At 53.9% G+C, this 26,388-nt stretch carries 26 protein-coding genes; 6 read left to right on the top strand and 20 right to left on the bottom strand.

The genetic code is table 11. The annotated features are described in order from the left end of the window. The coding region (locus ACR6JA_RS20230; protein WP_494599349.1) for a hypothetical protein at positions 1-201 on the top strand (201 nt) is incomplete at its 5' end. Between the two features lie 36 nt (positions 202-237). Here ACR6JA_RS20230 and hemG read toward each other — a convergent pair. From hemG to pepQ, 4 genes are read right to left on the bottom strand one after another with little or no spacing between them, the layout of a single operon-like run. After that, positions 238-771, bottom strand: coding sequence for a menaquinone-dependent protoporphyrinogen IX dehydrogenase (gene hemG, locus ACR6JA_RS20225; RefSeq protein WP_166879461.1), 534 nt, complete (start codon positions 769-771; stop codon positions 238-240). A gap of 11 nt (positions 772-782) precedes the next feature. Then, entirely contained in the window at positions 783-2,234 is a 1,452-nt protein-coding gene (trkH, locus tag ACR6JA_RS20220; RefSeq protein WP_008455438.1) for a Trk system potassium transporter TrkH, read from the bottom strand. Positions 2,235-2,275: 41 nt separating this feature from the next. After that, positions 2,276-2,890: an IMPACT family protein gene (locus tag ACR6JA_RS20215; RefSeq protein ID WP_213716339.1), complete on the bottom strand. Its 615-nt coding sequence runs from the start codon at positions 2,888-2,890 to the stop codon at positions 2,276-2,278. Beyond that, entirely contained in the window at positions 2,890-4,221 is a 1,332-nt protein-coding gene (pepQ, locus tag ACR6JA_RS20210) for a Xaa-Pro dipeptidase (RefSeq protein ID WP_494494336.1), read from the bottom strand. The genes ACR6JA_RS20215 and pepQ overlap by 1 nt, the downstream gene beginning before the upstream one ends. A gap of 190 nt (positions 4,222-4,411) precedes the next feature. On the opposite strand from pepQ, the gene fadB reads away from it, so the two are divergent. Then, entirely contained in the window at positions 4,412-6,601 is a 2,190-nt protein-coding gene (gene fadB / locus ACR6JA_RS20205) for a fatty acid oxidation complex subunit alpha FadB (protein WP_494494335.1), read from the top strand. Positions 6,602-6,610: 9 nt separating this feature from the next. After that, the gene (gene fadA, locus ACR6JA_RS20200; RefSeq protein WP_008455446.1) at positions 6,611-7,774 is read left to right on the top strand and encodes an acetyl-CoA C-acyltransferase FadA; all 1,164 of its coding nucleotides are present in this window, start codon (positions 6,611-6,613) and stop codon (positions 7,772-7,774) included. A 118-nt stretch (positions 7,775-7,892) separates the two neighbouring features. On the opposite strand, the gene fre is transcribed toward fadA, so the two are convergent. Beyond that, positions 7,893-8,594, bottom strand: coding sequence for an NAD(P)H-flavin reductase (gene fre / locus ACR6JA_RS20195; protein WP_213716342.1), 702 nt, complete (start codon positions 8,592-8,594; stop codon positions 7,893-7,895). Between the two features lie 47 nt (positions 8,595-8,641). After that, complete coding sequence (gene ubiD / locus ACR6JA_RS20190) at positions 8,642-10,135, bottom strand: 4-hydroxy-3-polyprenylbenzoate decarboxylase (RefSeq protein WP_139827497.1); 1,494 nt, start codon at positions 10,133-10,135, stop codon at positions 8,642-8,644. A 180-nt stretch (positions 10,136-10,315) separates the two neighbouring features. Between ubiD and rfaH the strand changes: the two genes are divergently transcribed. Next, positions 10,316-10,804, top strand: coding sequence for a transcription/translation regulatory transformer protein RfaH (gene rfaH / locus ACR6JA_RS20185; protein WP_213716343.1), 489 nt, complete (start codon positions 10,316-10,318; stop codon positions 10,802-10,804). A gap of 46 nt (positions 10,805-10,850) precedes the next feature. Here the strand turns inward: rfaH and hemB are convergent, their stop codons facing one another. The 10 genes from hemB to udp form a co-directional block, all read right to left on the bottom strand. Next, complete coding sequence (gene hemB, locus ACR6JA_RS20180) at positions 10,851-11,873, bottom strand: porphobilinogen synthase (protein ID WP_008455454.1); 1,023 nt, start codon at positions 11,871-11,873, stop codon at positions 10,851-10,853. Beyond that, the gene (gene tatD / locus ACR6JA_RS20175) at positions 11,870-12,670 is read right to left on the bottom strand and encodes a 3'-5' ssDNA/RNA exonuclease TatD (protein WP_213716344.1); all 801 of its coding nucleotides are present in this window, start codon (positions 12,668-12,670) and stop codon (positions 11,870-11,872) included. The genes hemB and tatD overlap by 4 nt, the downstream gene beginning before the upstream one ends. Before the next feature lie 43 nt (positions 12,671-12,713). Next, on the bottom strand, positions 12,714-13,496 hold the full coding sequence (gene tatC, locus ACR6JA_RS20170; RefSeq protein WP_213716345.1) for a Sec-independent protein translocase subunit TatC: 783 nt from the start codon (positions 13,494-13,496) through the stop codon (positions 12,714-12,716). Between the two features lie 2 nt (positions 13,497-13,498). Then, positions 13,499-14,056, bottom strand: a complete 558-nt coding sequence (gene tatB / locus ACR6JA_RS20165) for a Sec-independent protein translocase protein TatB (RefSeq protein ID WP_494494334.1) — start codon at positions 14,054-14,056, stop codon at positions 13,499-13,501. Positions 14,057-14,059: 3 nt separating this feature from the next. Then, positions 14,060-14,314, bottom strand: a complete 255-nt coding sequence (gene tatA, locus ACR6JA_RS20160) for a twin-arginine translocase TatA/TatE family subunit (RefSeq protein WP_008455463.1) — start codon at positions 14,312-14,314, stop codon at positions 14,060-14,062. A gap of 77 nt (positions 14,315-14,391) precedes the next feature. Then, positions 14,392-16,032 carry a ubiquinone biosynthesis regulatory protein kinase UbiB gene (gene ubiB, locus ACR6JA_RS20155; RefSeq protein WP_494494333.1) on the bottom strand — a complete coding sequence of 547 codons (1,641 nt, stop codon included), beginning with the start codon at positions 16,030-16,032 and terminating at the stop codon, positions 14,392-14,394. Then, the gene (gene ubiJ / locus ACR6JA_RS20150) at positions 16,029-16,634 is read right to left on the bottom strand and encodes a ubiquinone biosynthesis protein UbiJ (RefSeq protein ID WP_213716349.1); all 606 of its coding nucleotides are present in this window, start codon (positions 16,632-16,634) and stop codon (positions 16,029-16,031) included. The genes ubiB and ubiJ overlap by 4 nt, the downstream gene beginning before the upstream one ends. A 12-nt stretch (positions 16,635-16,646) precedes the next feature. Further along, positions 16,647-17,417: a bifunctional demethylmenaquinone methyltransferase/2-methoxy-6-polyprenyl-1,4-benzoquinol methylase UbiE gene (gene ubiE, locus ACR6JA_RS20145; protein ID WP_008455469.1), complete on the bottom strand. Its 771-nt coding sequence runs from the start codon at positions 17,415-17,417 to the stop codon at positions 16,647-16,649. A 91-nt stretch (positions 17,418-17,508) separates the two neighbouring features. Beyond that, positions 17,509-18,942, bottom strand: coding sequence for a DNA recombination protein RmuC (gene rmuC, locus ACR6JA_RS20140; protein ID WP_166879489.1), 1,434 nt, complete (start codon positions 18,940-18,942; stop codon positions 17,509-17,511). Between the two features lie 141 nt (positions 18,943-19,083). After that, a complete protein-coding gene (udp, locus tag ACR6JA_RS20135; protein ID WP_008455474.1) occupies positions 19,084-19,845 on the bottom strand; it encodes a uridine phosphorylase in 762 nt (253 codons plus the stop codon). A gap of 254 nt (positions 19,846-20,099) precedes the next feature. On the opposite strand from udp, the gene ACR6JA_RS20130 reads away from it, so the two are divergent. Then, positions 20,100-20,927, top strand: coding sequence for a dienelactone hydrolase family protein (locus tag ACR6JA_RS20130; protein ID WP_312746720.1), 828 nt, complete (start codon positions 20,100-20,102; stop codon positions 20,925-20,927). A 69-nt stretch (positions 20,928-20,996) separates the two neighbouring features. On the opposite strand, the gene ACR6JA_RS20125 is transcribed toward ACR6JA_RS20130, so the two are convergent. The 3 genes from ACR6JA_RS20125 to metE form a co-directional block, all read right to left on the bottom strand. Continuing rightward, a complete protein-coding gene (locus ACR6JA_RS20125) occupies positions 20,997-21,278 on the bottom strand; it encodes a hypothetical protein (RefSeq protein WP_250153703.1) in 282 nt (93 codons plus the stop codon). A 1-nt stretch (position 21,279) separates the two neighbouring features. After that, positions 21,280-21,858 carry a peptidoglycan-binding domain-containing protein gene (locus tag ACR6JA_RS20120; protein WP_250153704.1) on the bottom strand — a complete coding sequence of 193 codons (579 nt, stop codon included), beginning with the start codon at positions 21,856-21,858 and terminating at the stop codon, positions 21,280-21,282. Between the two features lie 209 nt (positions 21,859-22,067). Then, positions 22,068-24,329, bottom strand: coding sequence for a 5-methyltetrahydropteroyltriglutamate--homocysteine S-methyltransferase (metE, locus tag ACR6JA_RS20115; RefSeq protein ID WP_494494332.1), 2,262 nt, complete (start codon positions 24,327-24,329; stop codon positions 22,068-22,070). A 305-nt stretch (positions 24,330-24,634) separates the two neighbouring features. On the opposite strand from metE, the gene metR reads away from it, so the two are divergent. Continuing rightward, positions 24,635-25,588, top strand: a complete 954-nt coding sequence (metR, locus tag ACR6JA_RS20110) for an HTH-type transcriptional regulator MetR (RefSeq protein WP_008455485.1) — start codon at positions 24,635-24,637, stop codon at positions 25,586-25,588. Here metR and ACR6JA_RS20105 read toward each other — a convergent pair. Beyond that, complete coding sequence (locus ACR6JA_RS20105) at positions 25,476-26,375, bottom strand: carboxylate/amino acid/amine transporter (protein ID WP_166879503.1); 900 nt, start codon at positions 26,373-26,375, stop codon at positions 25,476-25,478. The two genes, metR and ACR6JA_RS20105, sit on opposite strands and share 113 nt — an antisense overlap. Positions 26,376-26,388: the final 13 nt, after the last annotated feature.

Genomic DNA, 26,388 nt, shown 5'->3' with positions numbered 1-26,388 from the left:
GATAAATTGTTAAAGAGCAGTGCTACTTTCTCAGTAGCGCGGGCTGTGCATATTACGCTTTCCCGCTGCGTAGTCAAGCATTTATTTTTCGCTTCACTCCGCCTGACACGCCGCTTTGCAAGCCGTTGTTCCGTGTCAGTGGAGGCGCATTATAGGGAGTTCTTCGGCGGTGACAAGCGTTTATTTAAAAAAACTTTCTGACCGCATTCTTTTTCGCCAACCCGCTTATTTACAACGCTATTTGGTGCTTAACTGTGCAATTTCACGGGCAAATCGGGCTACCTGCGGCCAATCGGTATAAACCACTTCTTTACTTGTATCCGTTTCACCGCCAGTCATTTTCATAATTAAGCGGATCATGAAGCGGTCCAGCCAGCCATAACGCGGGTAACGCAATGCACCGGCAAACACGGCACAATGATCGGGCTGCCAAACCGAGTTAAGCAAAAACTTGCGGGTATAAGGGTTCGTCTGCGGCGAACGCTTCTCTGGTTTACGGGCAACAAGATTGACCGCGAAAAATGCACTCGCGCGCTCCTTCAACTGCAGCTGATACTTTTTCACGAACGCCTCAACAGAGGCATGGAAATGTCCGTAGCGAATAGAAGCACCAATGATCACCCGGTCGTAATTAGCCCAGGCAAGTTCCTCGCAGCGATGGAGATTGACCACATCGCTCTCCACGCCCAGCTCTTTCAGTTCAGAAGAGATATAAGAAGCAATCTCACGAGTTTGACCATCTCGGGTCGAAAACAGAATTAAGGTTTTCACACAGGCTCCGGTTACTCGCGCCAGAAAGTAGGCGTGAACAGTACTAGCAGGGTAAATACTTCAAGGCGGCCAAACAGCATATTCACGATCAGGATCCATTTGGCCACGGGATTCATGCTGGCAAAGTTGTCGGCAACGACGCCAAGGCCCGGGCCCAGGTTATTAAGCGTTGCTGCAACAGAGGCAAAAGCAGAGAAGTCATCGACGCCGGTCGCGATGATAGCCAGCATACTGACGATAAACACCAGCGCATAAGCAGAGAAGAATCCCCATACGGCTTCAAGAATTCGTTCCGGCAAGGCCCGGTTCCCAAGCTTGATGCTGTAAACGGCATTCGGGTGTACCAGGCGTTTCAGCTCGCGGTTACCTTGTTTAAACAGCAGCAGGATACGAATCACTTTCAGGCCACCGCCGGTAGACCCGGCGCAGCCGCCGATGAAGGCAGAGCAGAGCAGCAAAACCGGCAAGAATAGCGGCCAGCGAGCGATGCTGTCCGTGGTAAAGCCCGCGGTGGTCGCCATCGACACGACCTGGAAGAAAGCCTGGTTCAAAGTCTGCCAGGCTGACTGGTAGGTATTATGGAACCAAAGCACCAGAGTACAGACCAGAACCAGCGAGAGCTGCACACCGATAAACATCCGAAATTCCGGATCGCGCCAGTACACTTTGAGGCTACGCCCGCTCAGCAGAGAGAAGTGCAGACTGTAGTTACAGCCAGAGATCAGCAGGAAGATAGCAATAATGGTATTGATGGTTGGGCTATTGAAGTAGCCCACACTCGCATCATGTGTCGAGAAGCCACCAATCGCAATAGTAGAGAAGCTATGCCCGATAGCATCAAACGCCGGCATCCCCGCGAACCAAAGCGCCAGCGCGCAAGCAATCGTCAGCAGGACATAAATAAGCCACAGCGTCTTTGCCGTTTCGGCGATACGCGGGCGCATTTTATTATCTTTAAGCGGCCCCGGCATTTCTGCCCGATACAGCTGTAACCCACCGACGCCAAGAATAGGCAAGATGGCCACCGCCAGGACGATGATCCCCATCCCGCCGAACCATTGCAGCATTTGCCGATAGAAAAGAATAGCATGAGGTAAAGAGTCCAGCCCCACCAGCGTTGTCGCGCCGGTCGTTGTCAGGCCAGAAAAGGATTCAAAAAAGGCGTCTGTTACCGTCAGATTCGGCCGCTCGGCAAAGACAAACGGCAGCGCACCCACGCTGCCCAGCACAGTCCAGAACAGCACAACTATCAGGAAGCCTTCCTTCGGTTTGAGATCCCTTTTCTCACGGCGATTTGGCCACCACAGTAAAGAACCTATCGCCAGCGCAACAAAAAAGGTTTGAGTGAAGGCGCGGCCGGCACCGTCTCGATAGATTAGAGCCACTAAGCCGGGGAGTATCATGGTTCCGGAAAAGAGGATAACCAACAGGCCAACGATTCGGGTAATGGCGCGAAAATGCATTTCAGCCGCTTCCTTAAATATCTATAAATAACGAGGTGGGATTATTGTTCAAACGGCAATAAATGCAATGCACCGCGGCTAAAGTCACTCAGCCTGGCGCTGAAGGCAGCCACCTGGGTTTGCGGCAACGCTACGCGCATAGCAACGATGGCCTGGAAGTCGCTTTCCACAATAAGACCATCGCTTTGCTTGAGTAGCGCTTCCACACCCGCCAACTGCGAATAGTCGCAATGCAAAGTATATTCGGTTAACGGCACTTTGAGCACTGTAGAAAGCTGGTTTAACGCCAGCTGTACGCCGCCGCCATAGGCTTTCACCAGGCCACCAGTACCCAGTTTCACCCCACCGTAGTAGCGCACCACCACCGCAGTGATTTCACCAATACCTTTTCCCATCAGTTGGGCAAGTATAGGTTTTCCTGCGGTGCCTGCAGGCTCACCATCATCCGAGAAACCTAGCTGCTGCGAGTCATCTGGCGCGCCAGCAACCCACGCCCAGCAATGGTGACGAGCGTCCGGGTGTTCAGCCCGGACTTTCTCAACAAATGCTTTAGCCGCTATTACTCCATCCGTATGGGCGACAAAGGTAATAAAGCGGCTTTTCTTGATCTCCTCGCTGACCGTGACGGGCTCGGCAGGGATTGGCCAACTTTCCATTACGCGAGCTTCAGGTTACGCGTCATGTTTTCGATGCTGTTTTCATAGATAACGACGTTATCTTCAATGCGGATGCCGCCAAACGGCTTCAGCGCCTCAATACGCTTCCAGTCGAAGTGTTTGCTGTACTGCCCTTCACGCCACGGTGCCAGCAGCGATTCGATAAAGTACAAACCGGGCTCAATGGTCAGCACCATGCGAGGTTCCAGCACGCGGGTACAGCGCAGATAAGGATGCTGCGAAGGTGCAGCCAGATGCGTCCCGGTATCGTCCTGCATAAACCCGGCTACATCGTGAACCTGCAACCCAAGCGGATGCCCGATGCCGTGCGGCATGAACGGGGTAGTGATCCCGGCTTCCAGCATCGCCTCTTCACTGATGTCGTTCACCAGCTTGTGGCGACGCAGCAACTTAGCCAGACGCTGATGGAACTGGAGGTGGTAATCGGTATAGCGCACACCGGACTTCATGGTGTCGATCAGCGACAGTTGCTCTTCGTTCACGTCTTTAATCAGGTGAGCGAAATCGCTGTCGCTTTGGGTCGTCCAGGTCCGCGTCAGGTCGGCGGCATAACCGTTATATTCTGCGCCAGCGTCCAGCAGGAAGCTGCGGATTTCGGCAGGTACGCGGTGATCCAGCTTAGTGTAGTGCAGCACTGAAGCATGCTCATTAAGCGCCACGATATTGCCATACGGCACATCGGTATCGCGGTGGCCGGTCGCCGTCAGATAAGCGATGTTAATGTCGAATTCGCTCATGCCGGACAGGAACGCTTCGTGCGCAGCGCGATGGCCGACGACTGCCGTTTTCTGTGCTTCGCGCATGCAGGATAGCTCGTAGTCCGTTTTATAAGCGCGATAATAATGCAGATAGTCGATAACCCCTTTCGGGTTGATGTTAGCTGGCGTGATATCCAGCTGTAATGCACGCTCTGGCACCGGGCCAATGTAGCCAATATTGCTGCGTGCGGCAGGCAGCTGGCTGCCGATACCGTCAGCTTTTGGCAGCGCAATCACTTCAATATCGTCGGTCCAGAAGGATTCCGGCAGCGGCTCCACGTTGTGCCAGTAATCCACCGGCAGATAGAACCACAGCTTCGGCTTATTCACGCCGTCCACCAGCAACCAGCAGTTAGGTACCTGGGTCACCGGCACCCAGGCCTTGAACTGCGGGTTTACTTTAAACGGATAGGCATGATCATCGAGGAAGACATTGAACAGCTCCCCGGAGTGAATAAGTAATGCATCAAGGTTAAAACGCGCCAGAACGTTGCGGGTACGCTCCTGTAGCGTTGCCACATGATCTTTATACAGCGCGGCCAGTGATTCCATAATTTATCCTTCTGTTTTTGTCTCTGTTCGCATCGCATCTTAGCATACCGGACAAACCGCCGAGTTATTTCCGCCGCCTGTGATCGAGTTTGCAAATATTTAAAGAGAAATTTGCATTTCATTAACATCAATTCCACACTCCGCTTCATCTGGTACGACCAGATCCCATTGCTGGATTCAGGAGACTGACATGCTCTACCAAGGTGAAACCCTACATCTCGACTGGCTGGAAGACGGCATCGCCGAACTGGTTTTTGATGCCCCCGGCTCCGTCAACAAGCTTGATACAGCGACCGTCGCCAGCCTCGGCGAAGCGCTGGCCGTACTTGAAAAACAGCCTAACCTCAAAGGCCTGCTGCTGAGCTCCAGCAAATCCGCCTTCATCGTTGGCGCCGACATTACCGAATTCCTGTCGCTGTTCCTGGTCCCGGCCGAACAGCTGACCCACTGGCTGCAATTTGCCAACAGCGTGTTTAACCGCCTGGAAGACTTGCCCGTCCCAACCATCGCCGCAGTGAATGGTTACGCGTTGGGCGGCGGATGCGAATGTGTACTGGCAACTGATTACCGCCTGGCGACGCCGGATACCCGTATTGGCCTGCCGGAAACTAAGCTAGGCATTATGCCGGGCTTTGGCGGTTCCGTTCGTCTGCCGCGTTTATTGGGTGCCGATAGCGCGCTTGAAATTATCACCGCGGGCAAAGACGTTGGCGCAGCAGAAGCGCAAAAACTTGGCCTGGTTGATGGTGTGGTAAAAACCGAAAAACTGCGTGACGGCGCACTGGCAGTTCTCCGCCAGGCGATCAAAGGCGAGCTGGACTGGCAGGCAAAACGCGCCCCGAAACTTGAGCCGTTACATTTAAGCAAAATCGAAGCCGGAATGAGCTTCACCATTGCTAAAGGCATGGTGGCACAGATCGCCGGGAAGCATTACCCAGCGCCAATGACTGCGGTAAAAACCATTGAAGCTGCCGCCGGCCTTGGTCGCGATGAAGCCCTGAAGCTGGAAACCCAAAGCTTTGTGCCGCTGGCTCGCTCCAATGAAGCCCGCGCGCTGGTCGGCATCTTCCTGAACGATCAGTTTGTCAAAGGCAAAGCGAAAAAACTCACCAAAGATATAGAAACGCCTAAACACGCGGCCGTACTCGGCGCGGGTATTATGGGCGGCGGCATTGCTTATCAGTCCGCCTGGAAAGGCGTGCCGGTCTTAATGAAAGACATTAACGAGAAGTCGCTGGCGCTGGGCATTAATGAAGCCAGCAAGCTGCTGAACAAACAGCTTGAGCGCAGCAAAATTGACGGCATGAAGCTGGCACAGGTGATTTCAACCATTCAGCCAACGCTGCAATACGCAGGGTTCGATCGTGTAGACGTTGTCGTTGAAGCCGTAGTTGAAAATCCGAAAGTGAAAAAAGCGGTGCTGGCAGAAACCGAAGATAAGGTTCGCCCTGATGCCGTGCTGGCTTCCAACACCTCAACCATCCCGATTAGCGAACTGGCAAGCGGGCTGAAACGCCCGGAAAACTTCTGTGGGATGCACTTCTTCAACCCGGTGCATCGCATGCCGCTGGTTGAAGTCATTCGCGGAGAAAAAACCTCAGACGCTACCCTCGCCAAAGTTGTGGCATGGGCAAGCAAGATGGGCAAAACCCCTATCGTGGTCAATGACTGCCCGGGCTTCTTCGTCAACCGCGTGCTGTTCCCCTACTTTGCAGGCTTTAGCCAGCTGCTGCGTGACGGCGCGGATTTCCGCCAGATCGACAAAGTAATGGAAAAACAGTTCGGCTGGCCGATGGGCCCGGCTTACCTGCTGGACGTGGTCGGAATTGATACCGCCCATCACGCACAGGCGGTCATGGCCGCAGGCTTCCCGCAGCGTATGAGCAAAGATTACCGCGACGCGATCGACGTTCTGTTTGATGCCGGACGCTACGGCCAGAAAACCCAGCAGGGCTTCTACCGCTTTAAAGAAGACAGCAAAGGCAAACCGCGCAAAGAGCAGGACGAAGCTGTTGATAGCCTGCTGGCAGACGTGAGCCAGCCTAAGCGCAGCTTCAGCGACGAAGATATTATCGCCCGCATGATGCTCCCAATGGTCAACGAAGTGGTTCGCTGCCTCGAAGAAGGCGTGATTGCCAGCCCGGCGGAAGCCGATATGGCGCTGGTTTACGGCCTCGGTTTCCCTCCGTTCCACGGCGGCGCGTTCCGCTGGCTGGACACCCTGGGCAGCGCGAAGTATTTCGATATGGCGCAGCAGTACCAAAACCTCGGCCCGCTGTACGTCGTGCCTGAAGGCCTTAAGGCCAAAGCATCACGCAACGAGCCGTACTATCCCCCGGTCGAGCCAGCCCGCCCGGCCAGTGATCTGAAAAGCGCCTGAGGAGTGAATATGGAAAAGGTTGTTATTGTTGATGCCATCCGTACGCCGATGGGCCGTTCTAAAGGCGGCGCGTTCCGCAACGTTCGCGCTGAGGATCTGTCGGCGCATCTGATGCGCAGTATCCTGTCCCGTAACCCGGCACTCGAAGCCGCCGCGCTGGACGACATTTACTGGGGCTGCGTCCAGCAGACGCTTGAGCAGGGTTTCAATATTGCCCGTAACGCATCACTTCTGGCGGAAATCCCTCATTCGGTGCCTGCCACCACGGTGAACCGCCTGTGCGGTTCTTCCATGCAGGCGCTGCACGATGCAGCACGCATGATTCAAACCGGCGACGCGCATGCTTGCCTGATCGGCGGCGTAGAACACATGGGCCACGTACCGATGACCCACGGGATTGATTTCCACCCTGGCCTCAGCCGCAACGTGGCAAAAGCTGCGGGCATGATGGGCCTGACGGCTGAAATGCTCTCCCGCTTACACGGCATCAGCCGTGAAATGCAGGATCAGTTTGCCGCTCGTTCCCATCAGCGTGCCTGGGCCGCCACAGAAGCCGGACACTTCAAAGCTGAAATTATGCCGACCAGCGGTCACGATGCCGACGGCGTTCTGAAGCGTTACGACTACGATGAAGTGATTCGTCCGGAAACCACGGTTGAAGGCCTGGCGGCGCTGAAACCTGCGTTTGATCCAGTCAACGGCACCGTCACCGCAGGCACATCTTCGGCACTGTCCGATGGGGCATCCGCGATGCTTCTGATGAGCGAGACTCGTGCTAAAGAGCTGGGCCTGAAAATTCGCGCACGCGTTCGCTCGATGGCCGTCGTCGGCTGCGACCCGTCCATTATGGGTTACGGCCCGGTGCCTGCATCCCGACTAGCGCTGAAAAAAGCTGGCCTGACCGCTCAGGATATCGACCTGTTTGAGATGAACGAAGCGTTTGCCGCCCAGATCCTGCCGTGCATTAAAGATCTGGGGCTGATGGATAAGATCGACGAGAAGATCAACCTGAACGGTGGCGCGATCGCGCTGGGCCACCCGTTGGGCTGCTCCGGCTCGCGTATCAGCACCACGCTTATCAACCTGATGGAGCGCCGCGATGCGCAGTTTGGCCTGGCTACCATGTGTATTGGCCTGGGCCAGGGCATCGCGACCGTATTTGAACGCGTTTAATAAAAAACGAAACTGAGTTTAGTTGCCGTGTTTCCCGCCTGTCAGGGGCGGGTTTTTTATATCTGAAAGATAAAAAAACCACCGACGATGCGGTGGCTTATTCTGACGACGAACGGCCTTAGATAAAGGAGAAAGCGTCGCCGAACATATGTTCAACCAGCGCCCCGCGCTCGTTGCAGAACAGTTCACGGGCAATTTTCGCCATTTCGAAACGACCTGCGATATAGATATCGTGCCCGCTCAGTGAAACGTGATCCTGCATAACGGCGGTAAGTACAGTCCCGCTCCGGCCACGCCAGCCTTCTTCCGGCTGCTCAACCACGGCTTCAACACGCAGATTAGGATGCTGTAGGGTCAGCCCTTCCAGCTCGGCCAGGTCGTAAAGATGCTTCTCTTCACGGCCGCCCCAATAGATTGCAATTTCACGCTCTGGGTTACGCGCCAGCGCCGTCAGCAGAATAGAACGAACGTAAGAGAACCCAGTGCCGCCGGCAATCAGGATAAGAGGACGATCTTCATCTTCGCGCAGCCACGCATCACCGTGTGGCATATCAACCACAATTTCCTGCCCTTTCAGAATACGGTCCATTACCGCCATGGCATAGAGGTTGAGCTCAGAGGCACCAATATGTAACTCAATGAACTCACGCTCGCTCGGCGTGGAAGCCATAGAGAACGGGCGCTTATCCCGCTCATCCATCACCACCATCAAATACTGCCCGGCCTGGAATGAGAAATCGCCTTCCGGCAGCAATCGAACGCGATATACCGTGTCGGTTATCGCTTCTACCGAGGTCACTTTACAGCTTAAGGTTGTCATGCGTCCCCTCTGTCGGGTCAATAATGCTAAACCGTAAAGGTCGCCACTCAGGCGCCTTTGTCGTTATCAAAAATAGCCAGTTCATCCCAGATTGCATCAATACGCGCGCATACCTCAACATCTTTCTTGATTGGGCGCCCCCATTCACGCTGGGTTTCGCCCGGCCATTTATTGGTGGCGTCCAGTCCCATTTTAGAGCCCAGCCCGGAAACCGGGGAGGCAAAATCCAGATAGTCTATCGGCGTGTTATCCACCAGCACCGTATCACGGGACGGATCCATACGCGTAGTGATCGCCCAGATAACATCGTTCCAGTCGCGTGCATTGACGTCGTCATCACACACAATAACAAACTTGGTGTACATGAACTGACGCAGGAACGACCAAACCCCCATCATGACTCGCTTGGCATGTCCGGCATACTGTTTTTTAATCGTCACTACCGCAAGTCGATATGAACACCCTTCCGGCGGGAGATAGAAATCAATAATCTCCGGAAATTGCTTTTGCAGGATGGGCACCAGCACTTCATTAAGCGCCACACCCAGCACAGCAGGCTCATCCGGCGGGCGGCCAGTGTAGGTGGAATGGTAAATCGCGTCCTGACGCTGGGTAACATGGGTTACGGTGAACACCGGGAAGCTATCCACTTCGTTGTAGTATCCCGTATGGTCGCCATACGGGCCTTCCGGTGCCATTTCACCAGGCTCAATGTAACCTTCCAGCACGATTTCTGCACCTGCAGGAATTTCAAGATCGTTGGAAATACATTTCACGACCTCGGTTTTAGTCCCGCGCAGCAGCCCGGCAAAAGCATACTCGGACAGCGTATCCGGCACCGGCGTCACCGCGCCCAGAATGGTGGCGGGATCTGCGCCAAGCGCTACGGAGACAGGGAAACGTTCACCCGGGTGAGCCTCACACCATTCCTGGAAGTCCAGCGCACCGCCGCGGTGAGATAACCAGCGCATAATCAGCTTATTTTTGCCAATCAGCTGCTGCCGGTAAATACCCAAATTCTGGCGCTCTTTATGCGGGCCGCGGGTGACCGTTAATCCCCAGGTAATCAGCGGGGCGACATCTTCCGGCCAGCAGCGCATGATCGGAATGCGATTAAGATCGACCTCATCACCTTCCCAAACCTGTTCCTGGCAAGGCGCATTACGCAGACGTTTAGTCGGCATATTCAGAACTTGTTTGAACTGCGGCAGCTTATCAAACAGGTCGCGGAAACCTTTTGGCGGCTCCGGCTCTTTGAGAAAAGCGAGTAATTTCCCGACCTCACGAAGAGCAGTAACGTCCTCCTGTCCCATGCCCATCGCTACGCGTTTCGGCGTTCCAAACAGGTTACATAGCACCGGCATGGTGTAGCCTTTCGGGTTTTCAAACAGCAAAGCCGGGCCACCGGCTCGCAGCGTGCGATCGGCAATTTCGGTCATTTCCAGATTCGGATCGACAGGCAATGCGATACGTTTGAGTTCGCCCTGCTGCTCAAGCAGCGCAAGAAATTCGCGTAGGTCGTGGTATTTCATGCAATTTATCGTGACGTCGGATTTGGCCGTCATTATACGGACTTCACCGCCACCATGCTGTATTTTTGTTAAATTAGCGTGAAACTGGCCGCCTGCGGGCCGCACCCGGACAGGTTATACTGAAGCTGTGTATATCTGCGAAGGACGTTTTGTTATTCTGACGCGCTTAAGCGGGCGAAAAGAGAAATTATGCAATCCTGGTATCTTCTTTACTGTAAACGTGGTCAATTACTGCGCGCCAAAGAGCATCTTGAGCGCCAGGAAGTTAATTGTCTTACACCAATGATCACGCTGGAAAAAATGGTGCGTGGTAAAAGAACTGCGGTCAGCGAGCCTCTGTTCCCTAATTACCTGTTTGTCGAGTTCGATCCAGAATCCATCCATACCACCACGGTGAATTCCACCCGTGGCGTCAGCCATTTTGTTCGCTTCGGCGCGCAGCCGGCAACGGTTCCGGAAACAGTGATTCATGAACTGATGCACTATCAAATAGAGAATATCCTCGACCCAGAAACGCCGTATCCCGGCGATAGCGTGGTGATTACCGAAGGAGCCTTCAAGGGATTAGAAGCCATCTTCGCTGAACCAGACGGTGAAGCCCGCTCAATGTTGCTGCTGAATTTACTGAACAAGCAGGTGCAGCAAAGCGTCAGGAATACCGACTTCCGCAAGGTTTAATGCAAAGAGGCCAGCAAATGCTGGCCTCTTTCTTCCTGAATCGCAACTAGCGCTGCATCTGCTCATCGTGCAGCCATTGGGCAACACGTTTTGAGAAGTACGTCAGCACGCCATCCGCGCCAGCACGCTTAAAGCACATCAAAGATTCCATAATCGCCGGTTTTTCGGCGAGCCAACCGTTCTGAATCGCAGCCATATGCATGGCATATTCACCGGATACCTGGTAGGCAAATGTTGGCACCCCAAAGGTGTCTTTCACGCGGCGCACAACGTCGAGATAAGGCATCCCAGGTTTCACCATCACCATGTCGGCCCCTTCCTGCAGATCTTGCGCCACTTCCTGCAAAGCTTCGTCGCTGTTAGCTGGATCCATCTGGTAAGTCTTCTTATTGCCGCCCTTCAGGTTACCGGAAGAGCCAATGGCATCCCGGAACGGGCCGTAGTAGCAGGAAGCATATTTTGCGGCATAGGACATGATCTGGGTATTCACGAAGCCATCAGCTTCTAACCGATCCCGGATAGCGCCAATACGTCCATCCATCATATCACTAGGCGCGACAATTTCGGCCCCGGCTTCAGCATGGGAAAGTGCCTGACGAACCAGAATCTCGCGAGTGACGTCGTTGATCACATAGCCATCAGCGTCAATGACGCCGTCCTGCCCGTGAGTGGTGTAAGGGTCCAGGGCAACGTCAGTCAGCAACCCAAGCTCAGGCACAGCATCTTTCAGCGCACGCACAGCGCGCTGTACCAGGCCATTTGGGTTATAGGCTTCTTCCGCATGCAGCGATTTCCCGTCGCTTTCAATGACCGGGAACAAAGAGAGCACAGGGACACCCAGCTTCGCGACCGCCTCTGCTTCTTTCAGCAGTTGATCGATAGTCATACGATAAACACCCGGCATAGACGGCACTTCCTGCTGCTGGTTGTGGCCTTCCATGACAAACACAGGGTAAATAAGGTCGTTTACCGTCAGCTGGTTTTCAGCCACAAGACGACGGCTGAAGTCATGACGACGTACGCGGCGCATACGACGCCCGGGAAACGTACCGGGAAATGCATAGCTCATTTAACTTTCTCCTGATTAAAACCCAGTCGGAATAACCGACGAGCATTGTCATCTGTTACCTGCGCAAGCCAGGCCGGGTCTTCACCGCGCCATTCGGCGACCTTATTCAGGATATGGGGCAGATAACAGGGTTCGTTGCGGCGGGACGCAGGTTTTGGTTGTAGATCCCGGGGCAACAAATAGGGCGCATCGGTTTCCAGCAGCAGTTGCTGAGCGGGGATAACCGGAAGTAACTCTCTTAATGTCAGGCCACGGCGCTCGTCGCAAACCCAGCCGGTAATGCCGATAAATAGTCCGCGAAGCAGGCAATCGCGGGCTTCCTCTTCAGTTCCGGTAAAGCAGTGCAGCACCACACCGGGCAGTTGATCCAACCAAGGGTCAAGCAGCGCAAGAAAACGTTCATGTGCATCCCGGCAGTGTAAAAATACCGGCATCATCAGCTCCGCGGCCAGCGCCAACTGCGCGGTGAAAGCGCGTTCCTGCTCTGCAGGAGTAGAGAAGTTACGGTTAAAATCCAGACCGCATTCGCCAATAGCGACAACCTGGGGGGCCGCCGCTAAACGGCGGATGGCACCCGCAGTTTCGTCATTCCACTGGCTGGCATCATGGGGATGCACTCCGGCGGTGGACCAGCAGTTTTCATACTGCTGCGCCAGGAGTAATGCTTGTTCACTTTCATGGAGGTTGGTACCGGTCAACATCATGCCACTTAGGCCAGCCTGCCATGCGCGAGCGACCACATCCTCGTGATCTTTTGCGAATTGAGAACTGGTTAAATTCACGCCAATATCAAACATCTCTCCCTCCAAACGACAACCGCCCCTGAGGGCGGTTATTTAATTACTGCTCTTTTTCCGAGCGCGTCTCTTCAGATTCATGCTCATCATCTTCATCGCCATTACGCCCTTTACCGACGTAGAAACGGGAGAAGAAGACGCCAACCTCAAACAGGCAGTACATTGGCACCGCCAGAAGGGTTTGCGAGAAAACATCCGGCGGCGTTAACAGCATGCCAACAACAAAAGCCCCAACCAGAATATAAGGGCGCTTCTGTTTCAATGATTCCGGTGTTGTCACCCCCATCCAGCACAGCAGGATAATGGCGACGGGCACCTCAAACGCTACGCCAAAGGCCATGAAAAGCGACATCACAAAGTCGAGATATTTCGTGATGTCCGTCGAGACGACCACCCCTATTGGCGCAGTTTTTGTCAGGAAACCAAAGGCTAGCGGGAAGACCACAAAATACGCAAAGGCAATGCCGATATAAAAAAGCAGCGTGCTAGAGAACAGTAGCGGCATCACCAGCTTACGCTCGTGTTTGTACAATGCAGGAGCAACAAAAGCCCAGATCTGGTACAGAATGACCGGCGCGGCCAGGAACACCGAAACGTAAATGGTTAATTTTATCGGGGTAAAGAACGGTGACGCGACATCGGTCGCAATCATCGTTGAACCCAGAGGCATGTGTTTGATCAGCGGAGCGGAAACCACCTGATAGATGTCATTGGCGAAATAGACCAGCGCCAGGAAAATCACCAGCACGGCGATCATGCTGTTCAGCAGGCGCTTACGCAGCTCGATCAGATGGCTAATGAGCGGTTGGGTATCTTCAACAGCCATAGTTACGATTTTTCACCTGGAGGTTGCGTTGGGGTGACAGCGGGTGCAGCCTCGGGCAAAGGCTTCACCTGAGGCTCGACAGCAGATTCGACGGCGTTTTCGACCGCCACAGGTGTCGGCGTCACAGCCTCCGACGGTACGGCATCAGGCGCAGCCGCCTGATGTGCCGCATTGGCTGGCGTGGCGCCTTCATGACTTTGCTGCTCATCCTTAACCAACGGGTTATGGATGGTATGCGCTTCGTCGCTGTTCTTTTCAGGATCGTGCTGGGTATAGGAACGCTTCATCGACTCAGCGGCCTGGCGCAGTTCGTCCATTGACGCCTTCAGTTCAGGCGTCAAATTATCCATACTGGCTTTCTCGACCTTTTTCAGGCTGTCCTGCAGTTCCTGCAGCTTCAGTTCCTGAGCGAGTTCGTTCTGCACCGTGGTAGCCAGAGAACGTAGCGCGCGCACCCAGCCAACAACTGTTTTTACCGCCACCGGCAAGCGCTGCGGACCCAGAACAATCAGGCCAATCACAAACACCAGCAGCAGTTCGCCAAAACCAATGTCGAACACGGTTTATACCTGCTCTTTATCGTTGCTTTTCGCTTCGTCTTTTTTCACGTCGCTCGGTTTTTCAGAGAGGGATTTTGCTGTGAAATCAGCATCCTTCTCACCATTTTCTTTCTCTTTGCCGTCGTCGTCGCTCATGGCTTTCTTAAAGCCCTTAATAGACGCGCCAAGATCTGAACCTAAAGAGCCCAGCTTCTTGGTGCCAAACAATAAAACAACGATAACAACAATGATTAGCAATTGTGGCCAACTGATGCCCATACCTACTCCTGAATAAAGATGTTAAGGCAATGAGAACCGCTATTATACGGCAATCACCCGTTAATTCCGATTAAAGTTCAGGCAGAGCGCCGCCAGCCAATCAGCCAGACAACGATTCCCCCCGCCATCAACCAGGCAGGCATAAAATCCCACTCAGGTTTGTTGATCAGCAGCAGCGTCCCGCTCAATATAAGCGTGGCACCGATACCGAACAGGTAACGCGACTGTCCCTGCCGCACGTGATGAAGTTGCAGGTCGCGCTGAATTTTATCAACGCTAAGCTGTAATTGCTTGCCCTGGCGCAAACTGTTGTACACCAGTTCCGGCAATTCCGGCATTTTTTCCACCCAAAAAGGCGCTTTTTCTTTGAAAGCACGTACCAGAGCAGGAATACCAACCTGATCTTTGATCCAGCTTTCCAGGAAAGGTTTCGCCGTTTTCCACAGATCCAGCTGCGGATAAAGCTGCCTACCGACGCCTTCGACGTATAAGAGGGTCTTCTGCAATAAAACTAACTGCGGCTGAACTTCCATGTTGAAACGACGCGCGGTATTGAACAGGTTCAGCAGCACATGGCCAAAGGAGATCTCCGCCAGTGGCTTCTCAAAAATAGGTTCACAAACGGTGCGAATCGCAAACTCGAACTCTTCAACATTCGTATCTGCGGGCACCCAGCCAGAGTCCACATGCAGCTCGGCTACCTTGCGGTAATCCCGGTTGAAGAAGGCAATAAAGTTTTCTGCCAGATAGCGCTTATCGTCTTTGTTCAGCGAGCCCACGATACCGCAGTCGATACCAATGTATTGCGGATCTTCCGGGTGGTCGTAGCTCACGAAAATGTTGCCCGGATGCATGTCCGCATGGAAGAAGCTGTCGCGGAAGACCTGCGTAAAGAAGACCTGCACGCCACGTTCGGCAAGCAGCTTCATGTTGGTGCCCTGAGCTTCGAGCGCAACGGTGTCAGAGACCGGAACACCGTAAATCCGCTCCATCACCATCATGTTCTCGCTGCAGTAGTCCGAATAAACCTCCGGCACATACAACATTGGGCTATTTTCGAAGTTACGCCGCAGTTGGATGGCGTTCGCCGCTTCACGAAGCAGGTTTAACTCATCGATCAGCGTTTTTTCGTATTCACGCACCACTTCCAGCGGGCGGAGGCGACGGCCATCCGGCAGCAAACGCGGCACCCAACGGGCGAGACGATAGATGAGCTTCATATCGGCTTTGATCACCGGCAGGATGTCAGGCCGAATGACCTTAATCACGACCTCTTTGCCGCTCTCTTTCAGGCGTGCGGTATGCACCTGAGCAATGGAGGCGGAGGCCAGAGGCTTGATGTCAAAATCGTCGAACCAACTTTCAACGGGAATTCCGCCCATCGCCAGTTCAATCTGTTTCTTCGCCAACGCGCCGTCAAAAGGTGCAACTCTGTCCTGCAACATAGCCAGTTGGTCAGCGATGATCGGTGGGAACAGATCGCGACGGGTAGAAAGCATCTGACCAAATTTGATCCAAACGGGACCAAGCTCCTGCAGCGCAAGGCGAAGACGTTCTCCCAAAGGCTTATCACGGTGACGATTCGGCATCCAGAACAGGCAACGCCGCCACAAACGTAACGGCAGCGTAATGCGCATTTTGGGAATCAGTTCATCAAGGCCATAGCTCAGAAAGGTACGGACAATGAAATAAAGGCGGCGAATTTCTCCTGGCGTCATTTGCCCTCCAGCTTATCCAGCCGTTTGCTGAGTGCGTCCACCGAGCGTGCAAGCGCTTCGGTTTCCTCTGCGAACCAGGCCACTTCGAGTGAGCCAGGCGCAACGCGCCACTCTTCGGTGAGCGCTTCTCCCAGATACTGCTGATTGCGGATCAATCCTTTTTTCAGCAGCTTTCCGCCATGACGCGCAAACTTACTGATACCTTCAGAGGCAATATCGCCTATATACGGAGCCAGCAGTTCCGCAGGATCAAACTCCGCGAGATCCATCAGCGATGCCAGATTTTGTACAACCTGAATGTCACCCGCCACGTCAAGTTCACCGCTGCGAATCAGAGCGGTAAGTTGCTGGCGATCGCGCAGTTTCGGCAGCACGCCGATATGGGTTGTGACGCTACAATCCGCCTCACCTTCCCACTGGCTCAGTACGTCCAGCTGTTGTTCACTGAACACCAGCACCAGCGGCGCTGAAAATTCTTTCAGGCTAACGCGCAACGTCTTGCCCTGCAGGCGTTGACGAGCGGATTTTAGGCTACGATCGCGCCAGAGGAAGGTGTTCAGCACACCTTCGATTCCGGCAGTCATCAGCGACATAAATGGCATCGCGGCTCCCTGTTAGAATTTATAGCCACGGTGCAGGGCGACAATCCCACCGGTCATATTGTAATAGGTGGTGTTTTCAAACCCGGCTTCTTCCATCATGCCTTTCAGCGTTTCCTGATCCGGGTGCATGCGAATGGATTCTGCCAGGTAGCGATAGCTTTCGCCGTCCTGAGCGACCATTTCACCGATGCGCGGCAGAATGTGGAAGGAATACGCGTCGTAGGCTTTGTTCAGCGGCTCGAAAGCTGGTTTGGAGAACTCAAGTACCAGCAGGCGGCCACCGGGTTTGAGAACGCGGAACATAGAGCGCAATGCAGCGTCTTTATCCGTGACGTTACGCAGGCCAAAGGAGATGGTGATGCAGTCAAAGGTGTTGTCCGGGAATGGCAGCGCTTCGGCGTTAGCCTGCACGTATCTGACGTTCCCCACAATGCCGATATTGCGCAGCTTTTCACGCCCCATTTTCAGCATCGAATCGTTAATATCGGCCAATACGACTTCGCCAGTCTCTCCGACGAGGCGAGAGAATTTAGCCGTCAGATCGCCCGTACCGCCCGCAAGATCCAGCACGCGTTGGCCACGACGTACGCCACTGCAGTCTATCGTGTAGCGTTTCCACAACCTGTGGATACCAAAAGACATCAGGTCGTTCATTACGTCGTATTTCGCCGCAACAGAGTGGAACACGTTCGCCACCATATCGACCTTTTGCTCTTTAGCTACGGTACGGAAGCCAAAGTGCGTTGTTTCCTGGGATCCGGACTCCTGGGATTCATCAACCATCTCAATGCCTGCTTAATAAAGAAAATGTTCGGGAAGTGTAACAGAATGGGCGTGAAAGCCCTATGATTCAACCGTGCTACTCAGCCTCAGTTTAACGCTCTTCACCCGTGCGCGATGAAGACAAAGTATCGAATTCAGCCTCAGGTTCTTCGCCCGCATGGCCCAGTCGAGCCGAATCATCCTCATCTTCCTGACGAGCGCGTTCGACCAGATCTGGATTCATCTCACGTTTGACTTCTACGCCAAGCCCGCGAAACGCATCCGCCTGAACCAGGATATTCCCACGCCCGGATGAAAGTTTTTTCATCGCCTGCCGGTAGTTATCCTGCGCCTTATCGAGACTTTGCCCAATCGCAGACATATCATCCACGAACAGGCGCATTTTATCGTACAGGCGCCCCGCCCTGTCGGCGATTTGCTGGGCATTACGGCTTTGATGTTCATAGCGCCACAGATTGGCAATAGTGCGCAGCGCCACCAGCAGCGTCGTCGGGCTCACCAGCATAATGTTATTTTTCAGCGCTTCGCTAATCAGTTCAGGCTGCCTGTCGATAGCCAGCAGGAAAGCGGGCTCAACGGGAATAAACATCAACACATAGTCCAGCGAACGTAGCCCCGGGAGTTGTTGGTAATCTTTGCGCCCCAGCAGGCGAATATGGCTGCGGATAGCGGCGATGTGCTCATTCAGCGCACTTTCACGCGTGAGTTCATCTTCACCATTGAAGTAACGCTCATAGGCCACCAGCGTCATTTTTGCATCAATAACAACGTCTTTGCCCTGAGGCAGGCGGACGATAACATCCGGCTGCATACGACTGTTGTTTTCAAGCTGGATGTTCACCTGAGTCTGGTATTCATGCCCTTCACGCAGGCCAGAAGCTTCCAATACCCGAGTTAACACCACTTCCCCCCAGTTACCCTGGGTTTTGTTGTCGCCCTTCAGTGCTTTGGTGAGATTGAGCGCCTCTTGCGCCATTTGTGCATTGAGCTGCTGCAGGTTACGGATTTCGTGCGTCAACGTATGCCGTTCGCGTGCTTCCTGGCCAAAACTCTCCTGGACCTGGCGTCGGAAGCCATCGAGCTGTTCTCGAAGTGGGGAAAGCAACACGTTAAGGCTTTGGCGGTTCTGCTCTTCAACCTTACGCCCGCTTTGCTCAAAAATACGGTGGGCCAGATTCTCAAACTGCTCGTTCAGGCGCTGCTCGCTGTTAAGCATTTGGCGATGCTTGTCTTCAGCATTGAGCCGGGTTTGCTCGAGCAACGTGGTCAGCTCACGAATATCTGCTTCCTGCCCGCTGTTAATTTCCATTTGAGCACGGACCTCACGGTTAAGCTGGTCGCACTCATCTCGCCAGTGCTGGTTTTGCTGAAGCTCCTGCCGCGCGGCTGTAAGCTCACCGTAGATTTCACGCTGTTCTTCATGCAAAGCCGCCAACCGCTGCGCCGCACGCAGACTGGCGACAAGCCAGCCGGTCAGCAAGCCCACCAACCCGATGCCCAGCCCAAATAACAGTGAAATATCCATGCTTCCCCCAAAACGAAACCAACATCGGCAAAATAAAATTCTGCTGTATAAATGTCCAGATGAAAAGGGATTTTCCGGAAGGGAGCGCGCAAAGCATAAAAAAAGCCGGCGAGCGCCGGCCTTATGAACGGAAAAGCAAAACTACAGCAGGCGACGCGCCGCCTCAACCACGATTTTCACCGCGTGACTTTCCGTTTTCTTCATGGTTTCCGCGTTAGGGATCTCTTGCTGAGTACGGTTCACGATGACCCCGGCAACCATACCCGCACGCAGACCCTGGCTGGAGCACATGGTCAGCAGCGTGGCGGATTCCATTTCATAGTTCATCACGCCCATTTCCTGCCACTCTTTCATTGAGCCTTTGAAGCGGCTAACTACGCGGCCGGACAGCGTGTCGTAACGCTCCTGACCAGGGTAGAAGGTGTCGGAGGATGCGGTCACGCCGATGTGCGTCGTTGCGCCCACGGCTTTTGCCGCTTCAACCAGCGCGGTAGTACATGCGAAGTCTGCCACGGCTGGGTATTCCATTGGCGCGAAGTGCAGGCTGGCACCATCCAGGCGAACAGATGCGGTGGTCACTAGCACATCGCCCACGTTGATGTTCGGCTGAATCGCCCCGGTAGTCCCGACGCGCAGGAAAGTGCGAATGCCAAGCTGTGCCAGTTCTTCAACGGCAATAGAGGTAGATGGGCCGCCGATACCGGTAGAACAGATGATAACCGGCTTGCCGTCGAGTTCAGCACGCCAGGAAGTGAATTCACGGTGGGAAGCCAGCTTAACCGGCTTGTCCATCAGCGCGGCGATTTTTTCCACACGCTCAGGATCGCCAGGAACGATGGCAAGCGTAGCCCCTTGCAGGTCATTTTTAGTGAGGCCGAGATGGAAAACATCAGACTTGGACATAACAGACTCCTCTGTTGAGTAGGTTTCAGGAGAAGCAAAGCGACACTTTACAGAACCCCTGAGCATAATTTCGTGATGACGCTCACTTTGGATGAAACAAATTACATTATTTGTATATTCATATGCGATCATCATCACAATTAAGCGTCGATCGGGCTATTTTTTGAACTTTGACGGCGTTTTTTGCCCGCCAGATTTGCTACTAATCCTGGCTATAGTTATCACACTGCGCTAATGCTGGTTCGGAGAAAACCATGAAACAAAAGCAAACAACACATAACACACCGGGCGAAGGTTTCGCACCGGCGGCATCCCCCATCGCCCCCACCGCTTTGCTAACGCCGGATGACACAATTCTTTCTGGGGAAACGTCAATTCCAAGTCAGGGCGACAATATGCCGGCTTACCACGCCAGACCCAAAAATGCCGATGGTCCGTTGCCGGTCGTGATTGTCATTCAGGAGATATTTGGCGTACACGAACATATCCGCGATCTCTGCCGTCGACTGGCGCTTGAAGGCTATCTGGCCATCGCCCCGGAGCTTTATTTTCGCCAGGGAGAACCGGGAGATTTTGCCGATATCCCCACGTTGTTAAGCGGCCTGGTCTCAAAAGTGCCAGACAATCAGGTGCTGGGCGATCTTGATCATGTGGCCAGTTGGGCTTCACGCAACGGCGGCGATGCGCATCGCCTGATGGTCACCGGTTTTTGCTGGGGCGGGCGAATTGCCTGGCTTTATGCGGCGCACAATCCACAGCTGAAAGCGGCCGTCGCTTGGTACGGCAAGCTGACGGGTGAGAAAACGTTGAACTCTCATCACCACCCGGTAGATATCGCCGTCAATCTTAATGCGCCAGTGCTAGGCCTTTATGGTGGTCAGGATACCGGGATTTCTCAGGAAAGCGTTGAGACCATGCGCCAGGCACTAAGAGCGGCCAATGCCAGGGCGGAAATTATTGTCTACCCGGAAGCCGGACACGCTTTTAACGCTGACTACCGCCCGAGCTACCATGAAGCGTCGGCCAAAGATGGCTGGGAAAGGATGCTGGCGTGGTTTAAACGGTACGGAGTAAGGAAGTAAAGCCGGTCGGTTACCCCGGACTGCATAACATAACGGGCCGTCCGTCACGGCCCGTTATATCCCTGACATCTAAAAATCGTATTCGTTAATCACATCTAGAATACTTTTTTCATTATGGTAGCGAGTTCTCAAAGCACCCTGCTGCGATTTTGCTTTACCACAGATAACATTAACCTGTTTTTCAATATCCTTTTGCTGCTCTTTTGGCAAGCTAGAATCCCATTCACCAGATAAATGCTGGCAGTCATCTGCATTTATTAGAAACTCAGTAACATCTTTTGGATATTTATCCGCAGCCTGAGCGCAGGAAACCAAAAAAAATAGCGCACAGAAAATTAGGCTTTTATTCATTTTATCGACCATCCGTTGACCAATGAGGTTTATCGTTAGCACCGCCGTGATACTTTATCACATCAAAGCTTTTCCCTACTTCATGTAATTGAGCATTCATGCCATCACGGGGCATTGTTTTGATAATAACAGTCTCACCTTTATTATCTTTAATTTCCAGGTTACCCATCCACGACAGCGTCATATCAATAGCATTGCCTTCCGTATGTCGGCTCCTTAACGCCGGAGCAACGTTGAGATTGGACATGCCATAAGCCCGAACCATCGCTTTTGCCGCATTAATGCTTTTATTTCTGTCAGCCTTTCCGTTCGCACCATTATGCACCCATTCAATTTCCACACCCGATTTTTCAGGAATATTGGCGGGTTCAACCATGCCTCGTGCCAGCTTCCAGGACCAGTGCATTAAATATGCCCTTTCCGGCGGACGTAACGTCGCCGAAATAGTTACCCTGACGCCAGCATCTTCAAGGCTTTTTAGAAAATTATTAACATTTGCCCGGAATATTGGACTCAGGGTTTGCGTGTCACTACTTCCCTGGAATCGACTAACCCAGCTTTCACCGCTTAGCTGCTTCATAAGTATCCTTTTATTTCACAAAAAAAGACAAACTGCGCAGTAAGCTTCTCAAGAAAAAATTCAGCGTGACAAGGTGAATGTTGGATAAATACGACTTTCAGAAAAGGGTAAGGGCATTATTCCTGGCATTAGCATGCATTAGCGAACAGGGAGGTGAGGGCGTGATTTTAGCTATGTGAAAAACGGAGGCTCTCACCTCCGTTTTAGTATTAAGCCTCGCGCAGATTCTGTGCCGCTTGCACCATGTTTGCCAGCGCGGCACGGGTTTCTGGCCAGCCACGGGTTTTCAGGCCGCAGTCCGGGTTAACCCACAGTCGCTCTGCCGGGACGGATTCCGCCGCTTTCTTGAGCAGGGCTTCAATCCATTGCACATCCGGAACGTTTGGAGAGTGGATGTCGTACACGCCCGGCCCAATTTCATTCGGGTATTCGAACTCTTTAAACGCCTCCAGCAGATCCATATCGGAACGGGAAGTTTCGATGGTGATCACGTCCGCATCCAGCGCCGCAATGGAGTCCATGATGTCGTTGAACTCGCAGTAGCACATGTGGGTATGGATTTGGGTGTCATCTCGCACCACGGCGGCGTTCAGACGGAAGGCCTCCACGCCCCACTCCAGATAAGCCTGCCAGTCGGACTGGCGCAGCGGCAAACCTTCACGCAGGGCGGGTTCATCAATCTGGATGATACCGATACCTGCGGCTTCCAGATCCGCTACTTCGTCACGCAGGGCCAGCGCAATCTGCTTCGCGATAGTCTCCCGGGAAACATCTTCACGCGGGAAGGACCAGCAAAGAATCGTCACCGGACCGGTCAGCATGCCTTTAACCGGTTTGTCGGTCAGGGACTGCGCGTATTTGGCCCACTCAACGGTGATCGGCTCCGGACGGCTGATATCGCCGATAACAATCGGAGGTTTCACGCAGCGGGAACCGTAGCTCTGCACCCAGCCGTTCTGAGTAAAGACGAAGCCATCCAGATGTTCGCCGAAATACTCAACCATGTCGTTACGCTCGGCTTCGCCGTGCACCAACACGTCAAGGCCCAGACGTTCCTGCTCAACAATCGCCTGCTTAATGTGTTCGGCGATACCCGTGCGATAGTTGCTCGCGTCCAGCTTGCCTTTTTTGAAGTCCAGGCGCAGGCCGCGAATTTCAGTTGTTTGCGGGAAGGAGCCAATGGTCGTTGTTGGCCAGGCTGGCAGGTTGAAACGTTCACGCTGGGCTGCTGCACGGGCAGTGTAAGCATTCTGGCGCTGGCTGTCCTGGGCGGTAATTTTAGCCAGACGCTCGCTGACAGCGGCATTGTGCACACGTTTGGACTGACGACGAGCCTGAATCGGGGCGCTCCATTCAGCAATTTTGGCGGTATTCCCACTGTTTAATGCTTCAGTCAGTAAGGACAGCTCAGCACACTTCTGCAGGGCAAAAGCAAACCAGCTTTTAACTTCGGCATCCAGGCGAGTTTCTACGCTCAGGTCAATTGGGCTGTGCAGCAGGGAGCAGGAAGATGCCACCCACAGCTCACGTTTACCCACCAGGTCTTTTAACTGAGCATATTTCTCCGTCAGATCGGCACGCCAGACGTTACGGCCGTTGATAACACCCGCCGACAACAACCAGTTTGCAGGCAGTTTCTTATGGATGTCATTCGCGTCATCTTTGCCATGTACAAAATCAACGTGCAGACCCTGCACCGGCAGCGCGGTGATGGTGTTCAGGTTTGGCCCCACGCCTTCGAAGTAGGTGGTAAGCAGCAGCTTCACCTGGCCGGTCAGTGCGTCGTAAGCGGGTTTGAAGACATCCAGCCATGCTTTTGGCAGCTCCAGCACCAGCGCAGGCTCATCGATTTGTACCCACTCAATGCCACGCTTCGCCAATTCGGCCAGCACCTGCTGGTAGACTGGCAAAATATCTTTCAACAGGCTCAGGCGGTCAAAAGGTTCGCCTTTCACTTTGCCCAGCCACAGGTAAGTCACCGGCCCAAGCAGGACAGGTTTGACCTTATGGCCCAGCGCAAGCGCCTCCTCGACTTCTTCCAGCAACTGAGTCCAGGTCAGTTTGAACTGCTGCCCCTGAGTAAATTCCGGCACCATGTAGTGGTAGTTGGTATTGAACCATTTGGTCATTTCTGCAGCGGCGGCAGGCTCGCCGGTTGGTGCCCGGCCTCGGCCGATGCGAAACAGCGTATCGATATCGACACTGCCGTCTTTGTTCTGATGGCGAGCAGGTACGTTACCGAGCAGCAGGCTGGTGGTCAGAACATGGTCATACCAGGCGAAATCGCCCACCGGCAGTAATTCGACGCCGGCTTGTTTTTGTTGGTCCCAGTGGCGGGCACGCAGTTCGCGGCCAACCGCCAGTAATTCTTCGCGGGAGGTATTCCCTGCCCAGTAGCTTTCTTGTGCTTTTTTCAACTCGCGCTTAAGGCCGACGCGAGGGAACCCCAGGGTGTGATTATGGATGGTCATATTATCACCTCTTTATTTATAAGCTTAATCCAGATGGATTTCGGATTTAGGGACAAAAACGCAATAAACGTTTTTGAACAGCCGCAGGCTGGCCCCAACGGGGCGAGGCTTCAGCCGAGTAACGCGGTAAGCTCGCTTATCACCGGGAGCTTACAAAGTAAGTGACCGGTGTAAGTGAGTGAAACCAACGCGCCATAAATTCGAAAGACGCTGGATTTAGACGTCCAGATGTTTACACTTCTATAATCAGCAGGTACTGTATAATCCTCAAGCGCAATTTGTTCATGCCGAAGTGAAGGACTTTCATGATCGAGATTAAACACCTGCGGACGCTGCAAGCGTTACGACACAGCGGTTCGCTGGCCGCCGCTGCTGCCGCCCTGCATCAGACTCAGTCGGCCCTCTCTCACCAGTTCAGCGATCTGGAGCAGCGGCTCGGCTTCCGCCTGTTTATCCGTAAAAGTCAGCCACTTCGCTTTACGCCGCAGGGGGAGATCCTGCTGCAGCTGGCGGAACAAGTGTTGCCGCAGATTGGCCGCGCCCTGCAGGCCTGCAATGAGCCGCATCAAACCCGGCTGCGCATTGCGATTGAGTGCCACAGCTGCATTCAGTGGCTGACGCCTGCGCTGGAAAATTTCCGCCAGCACTGGCCGCAGGTGGAGATGGACTTTAAATCCGGCGTTACGTTTGATCCGCAGCCTGCGCTGCAGCAGGGCGAGCTGGATATCGTTCTGACATCGGATATTTTGCCGCGCAGCGGGCTACATTATTCGCCGATGTTTGATTTTGAAGTGCGCCTGGTGATGGCGACAGACCACCCACTGGCGAAGAAAGAGAGCATTGAGCCTGAAGACTTAACCCTTGAAACGCTGCTTATTTACCCGGTACAGCGTGAGCGTATGGATATCTGGCGTCATTTCCTGCAGCCAGCAGGGGTTAGCCCGTCGCTGAAAAACGTCGATAACACGCTGCTGCTAATTCAAATGGTATCGGCGCGGATGGGGATTGCCGCCCTGCCGCATTGGGTGGTGGAAAGCTTTGAGCACCAGGGCCTGATTGTGACCAGAACCCTGGGTGAAGGTTTATGGAGTCGCCTCTACGCCGCGGTACGTGACGGCGAACAGCGCCAGCCGGTGACCGAGGCGTTTATTCGCTCGACGCGCCAGCACGCCTGCGACCATTTACCGTTTGTGAAGAACGCGGAGCGACCCATCGGCGATGTACCCACAGCGAGGCCATTATCACCGTTCCCCCAATAATAAAGCTCGGCCAGTGGGGTTGCTCCTGCCAGATGGCAAGATTCACCAGCAGCCCGGCCGGGACGTGCACGTTGTTCATGATGCCGAGCGTGCCGGCGTCCACCTGAGTTGCGCCGTAGTTCCACATAAAATAACCCAACCCGGAAGCGACAACGCCAAGCCAGACCAAAATCCCCCACTGTAGCGTCGTGGTGGGGAGTTTCTGCGGATTGCCAAGCGCAAACCAGGCAACAACGGCGACAATAAACGCCCCCAGATAGAACCACGAAAACGCGCAGTGCTGCGGCATCGGGTGCGTTTCCATCAGGCGCTTGTAGCCCACCATGCCGATAGCGAAGCAGATGTTCGCCCCCTGCACCAGCAGCAGGCCGATCCAGAAGTGATCGCTGACTTTATCGTAACGAATAATCGCCGCGCCAATCACCGCCAGCCCCGCACTCAGCGCATAGCCCCACCGCAGTTTATTGCCGCTCAGCAGGTCGTAAATCAGCGTGACGTACAGCGGCGTCATTACCGTGAAAAGCAGGAATTCGGATACCGTGAGATAGAGGTAAGCGCGGAAGCTGAACAGGTACATCACGCCCAGCTGTAGCGCGCCCACCAGCATGTACAGCAGCAGGGTTTTGAGCGGGTAGCCTTTAAAACGCAGGAACGGCAGAAACACCAGTGCTGCCAGGCCAACGCGCATCAGCACCGAGAAATAGCTGTCCACATGCCCGGCGAGGTACTCCCCAATCAGGCTAAACGAGAAGGCCCACAGAATCGTGGTAATGATGAGTAATGGCACAATGAGCAATCCA

This window comes from Cedecea sp. B1(4) (assembly GCF_059414925.1).
Note: the sequence above shows the minus strand (reverse complement) of the source record. Positions and strands in the feature narration are given on the sequence as shown.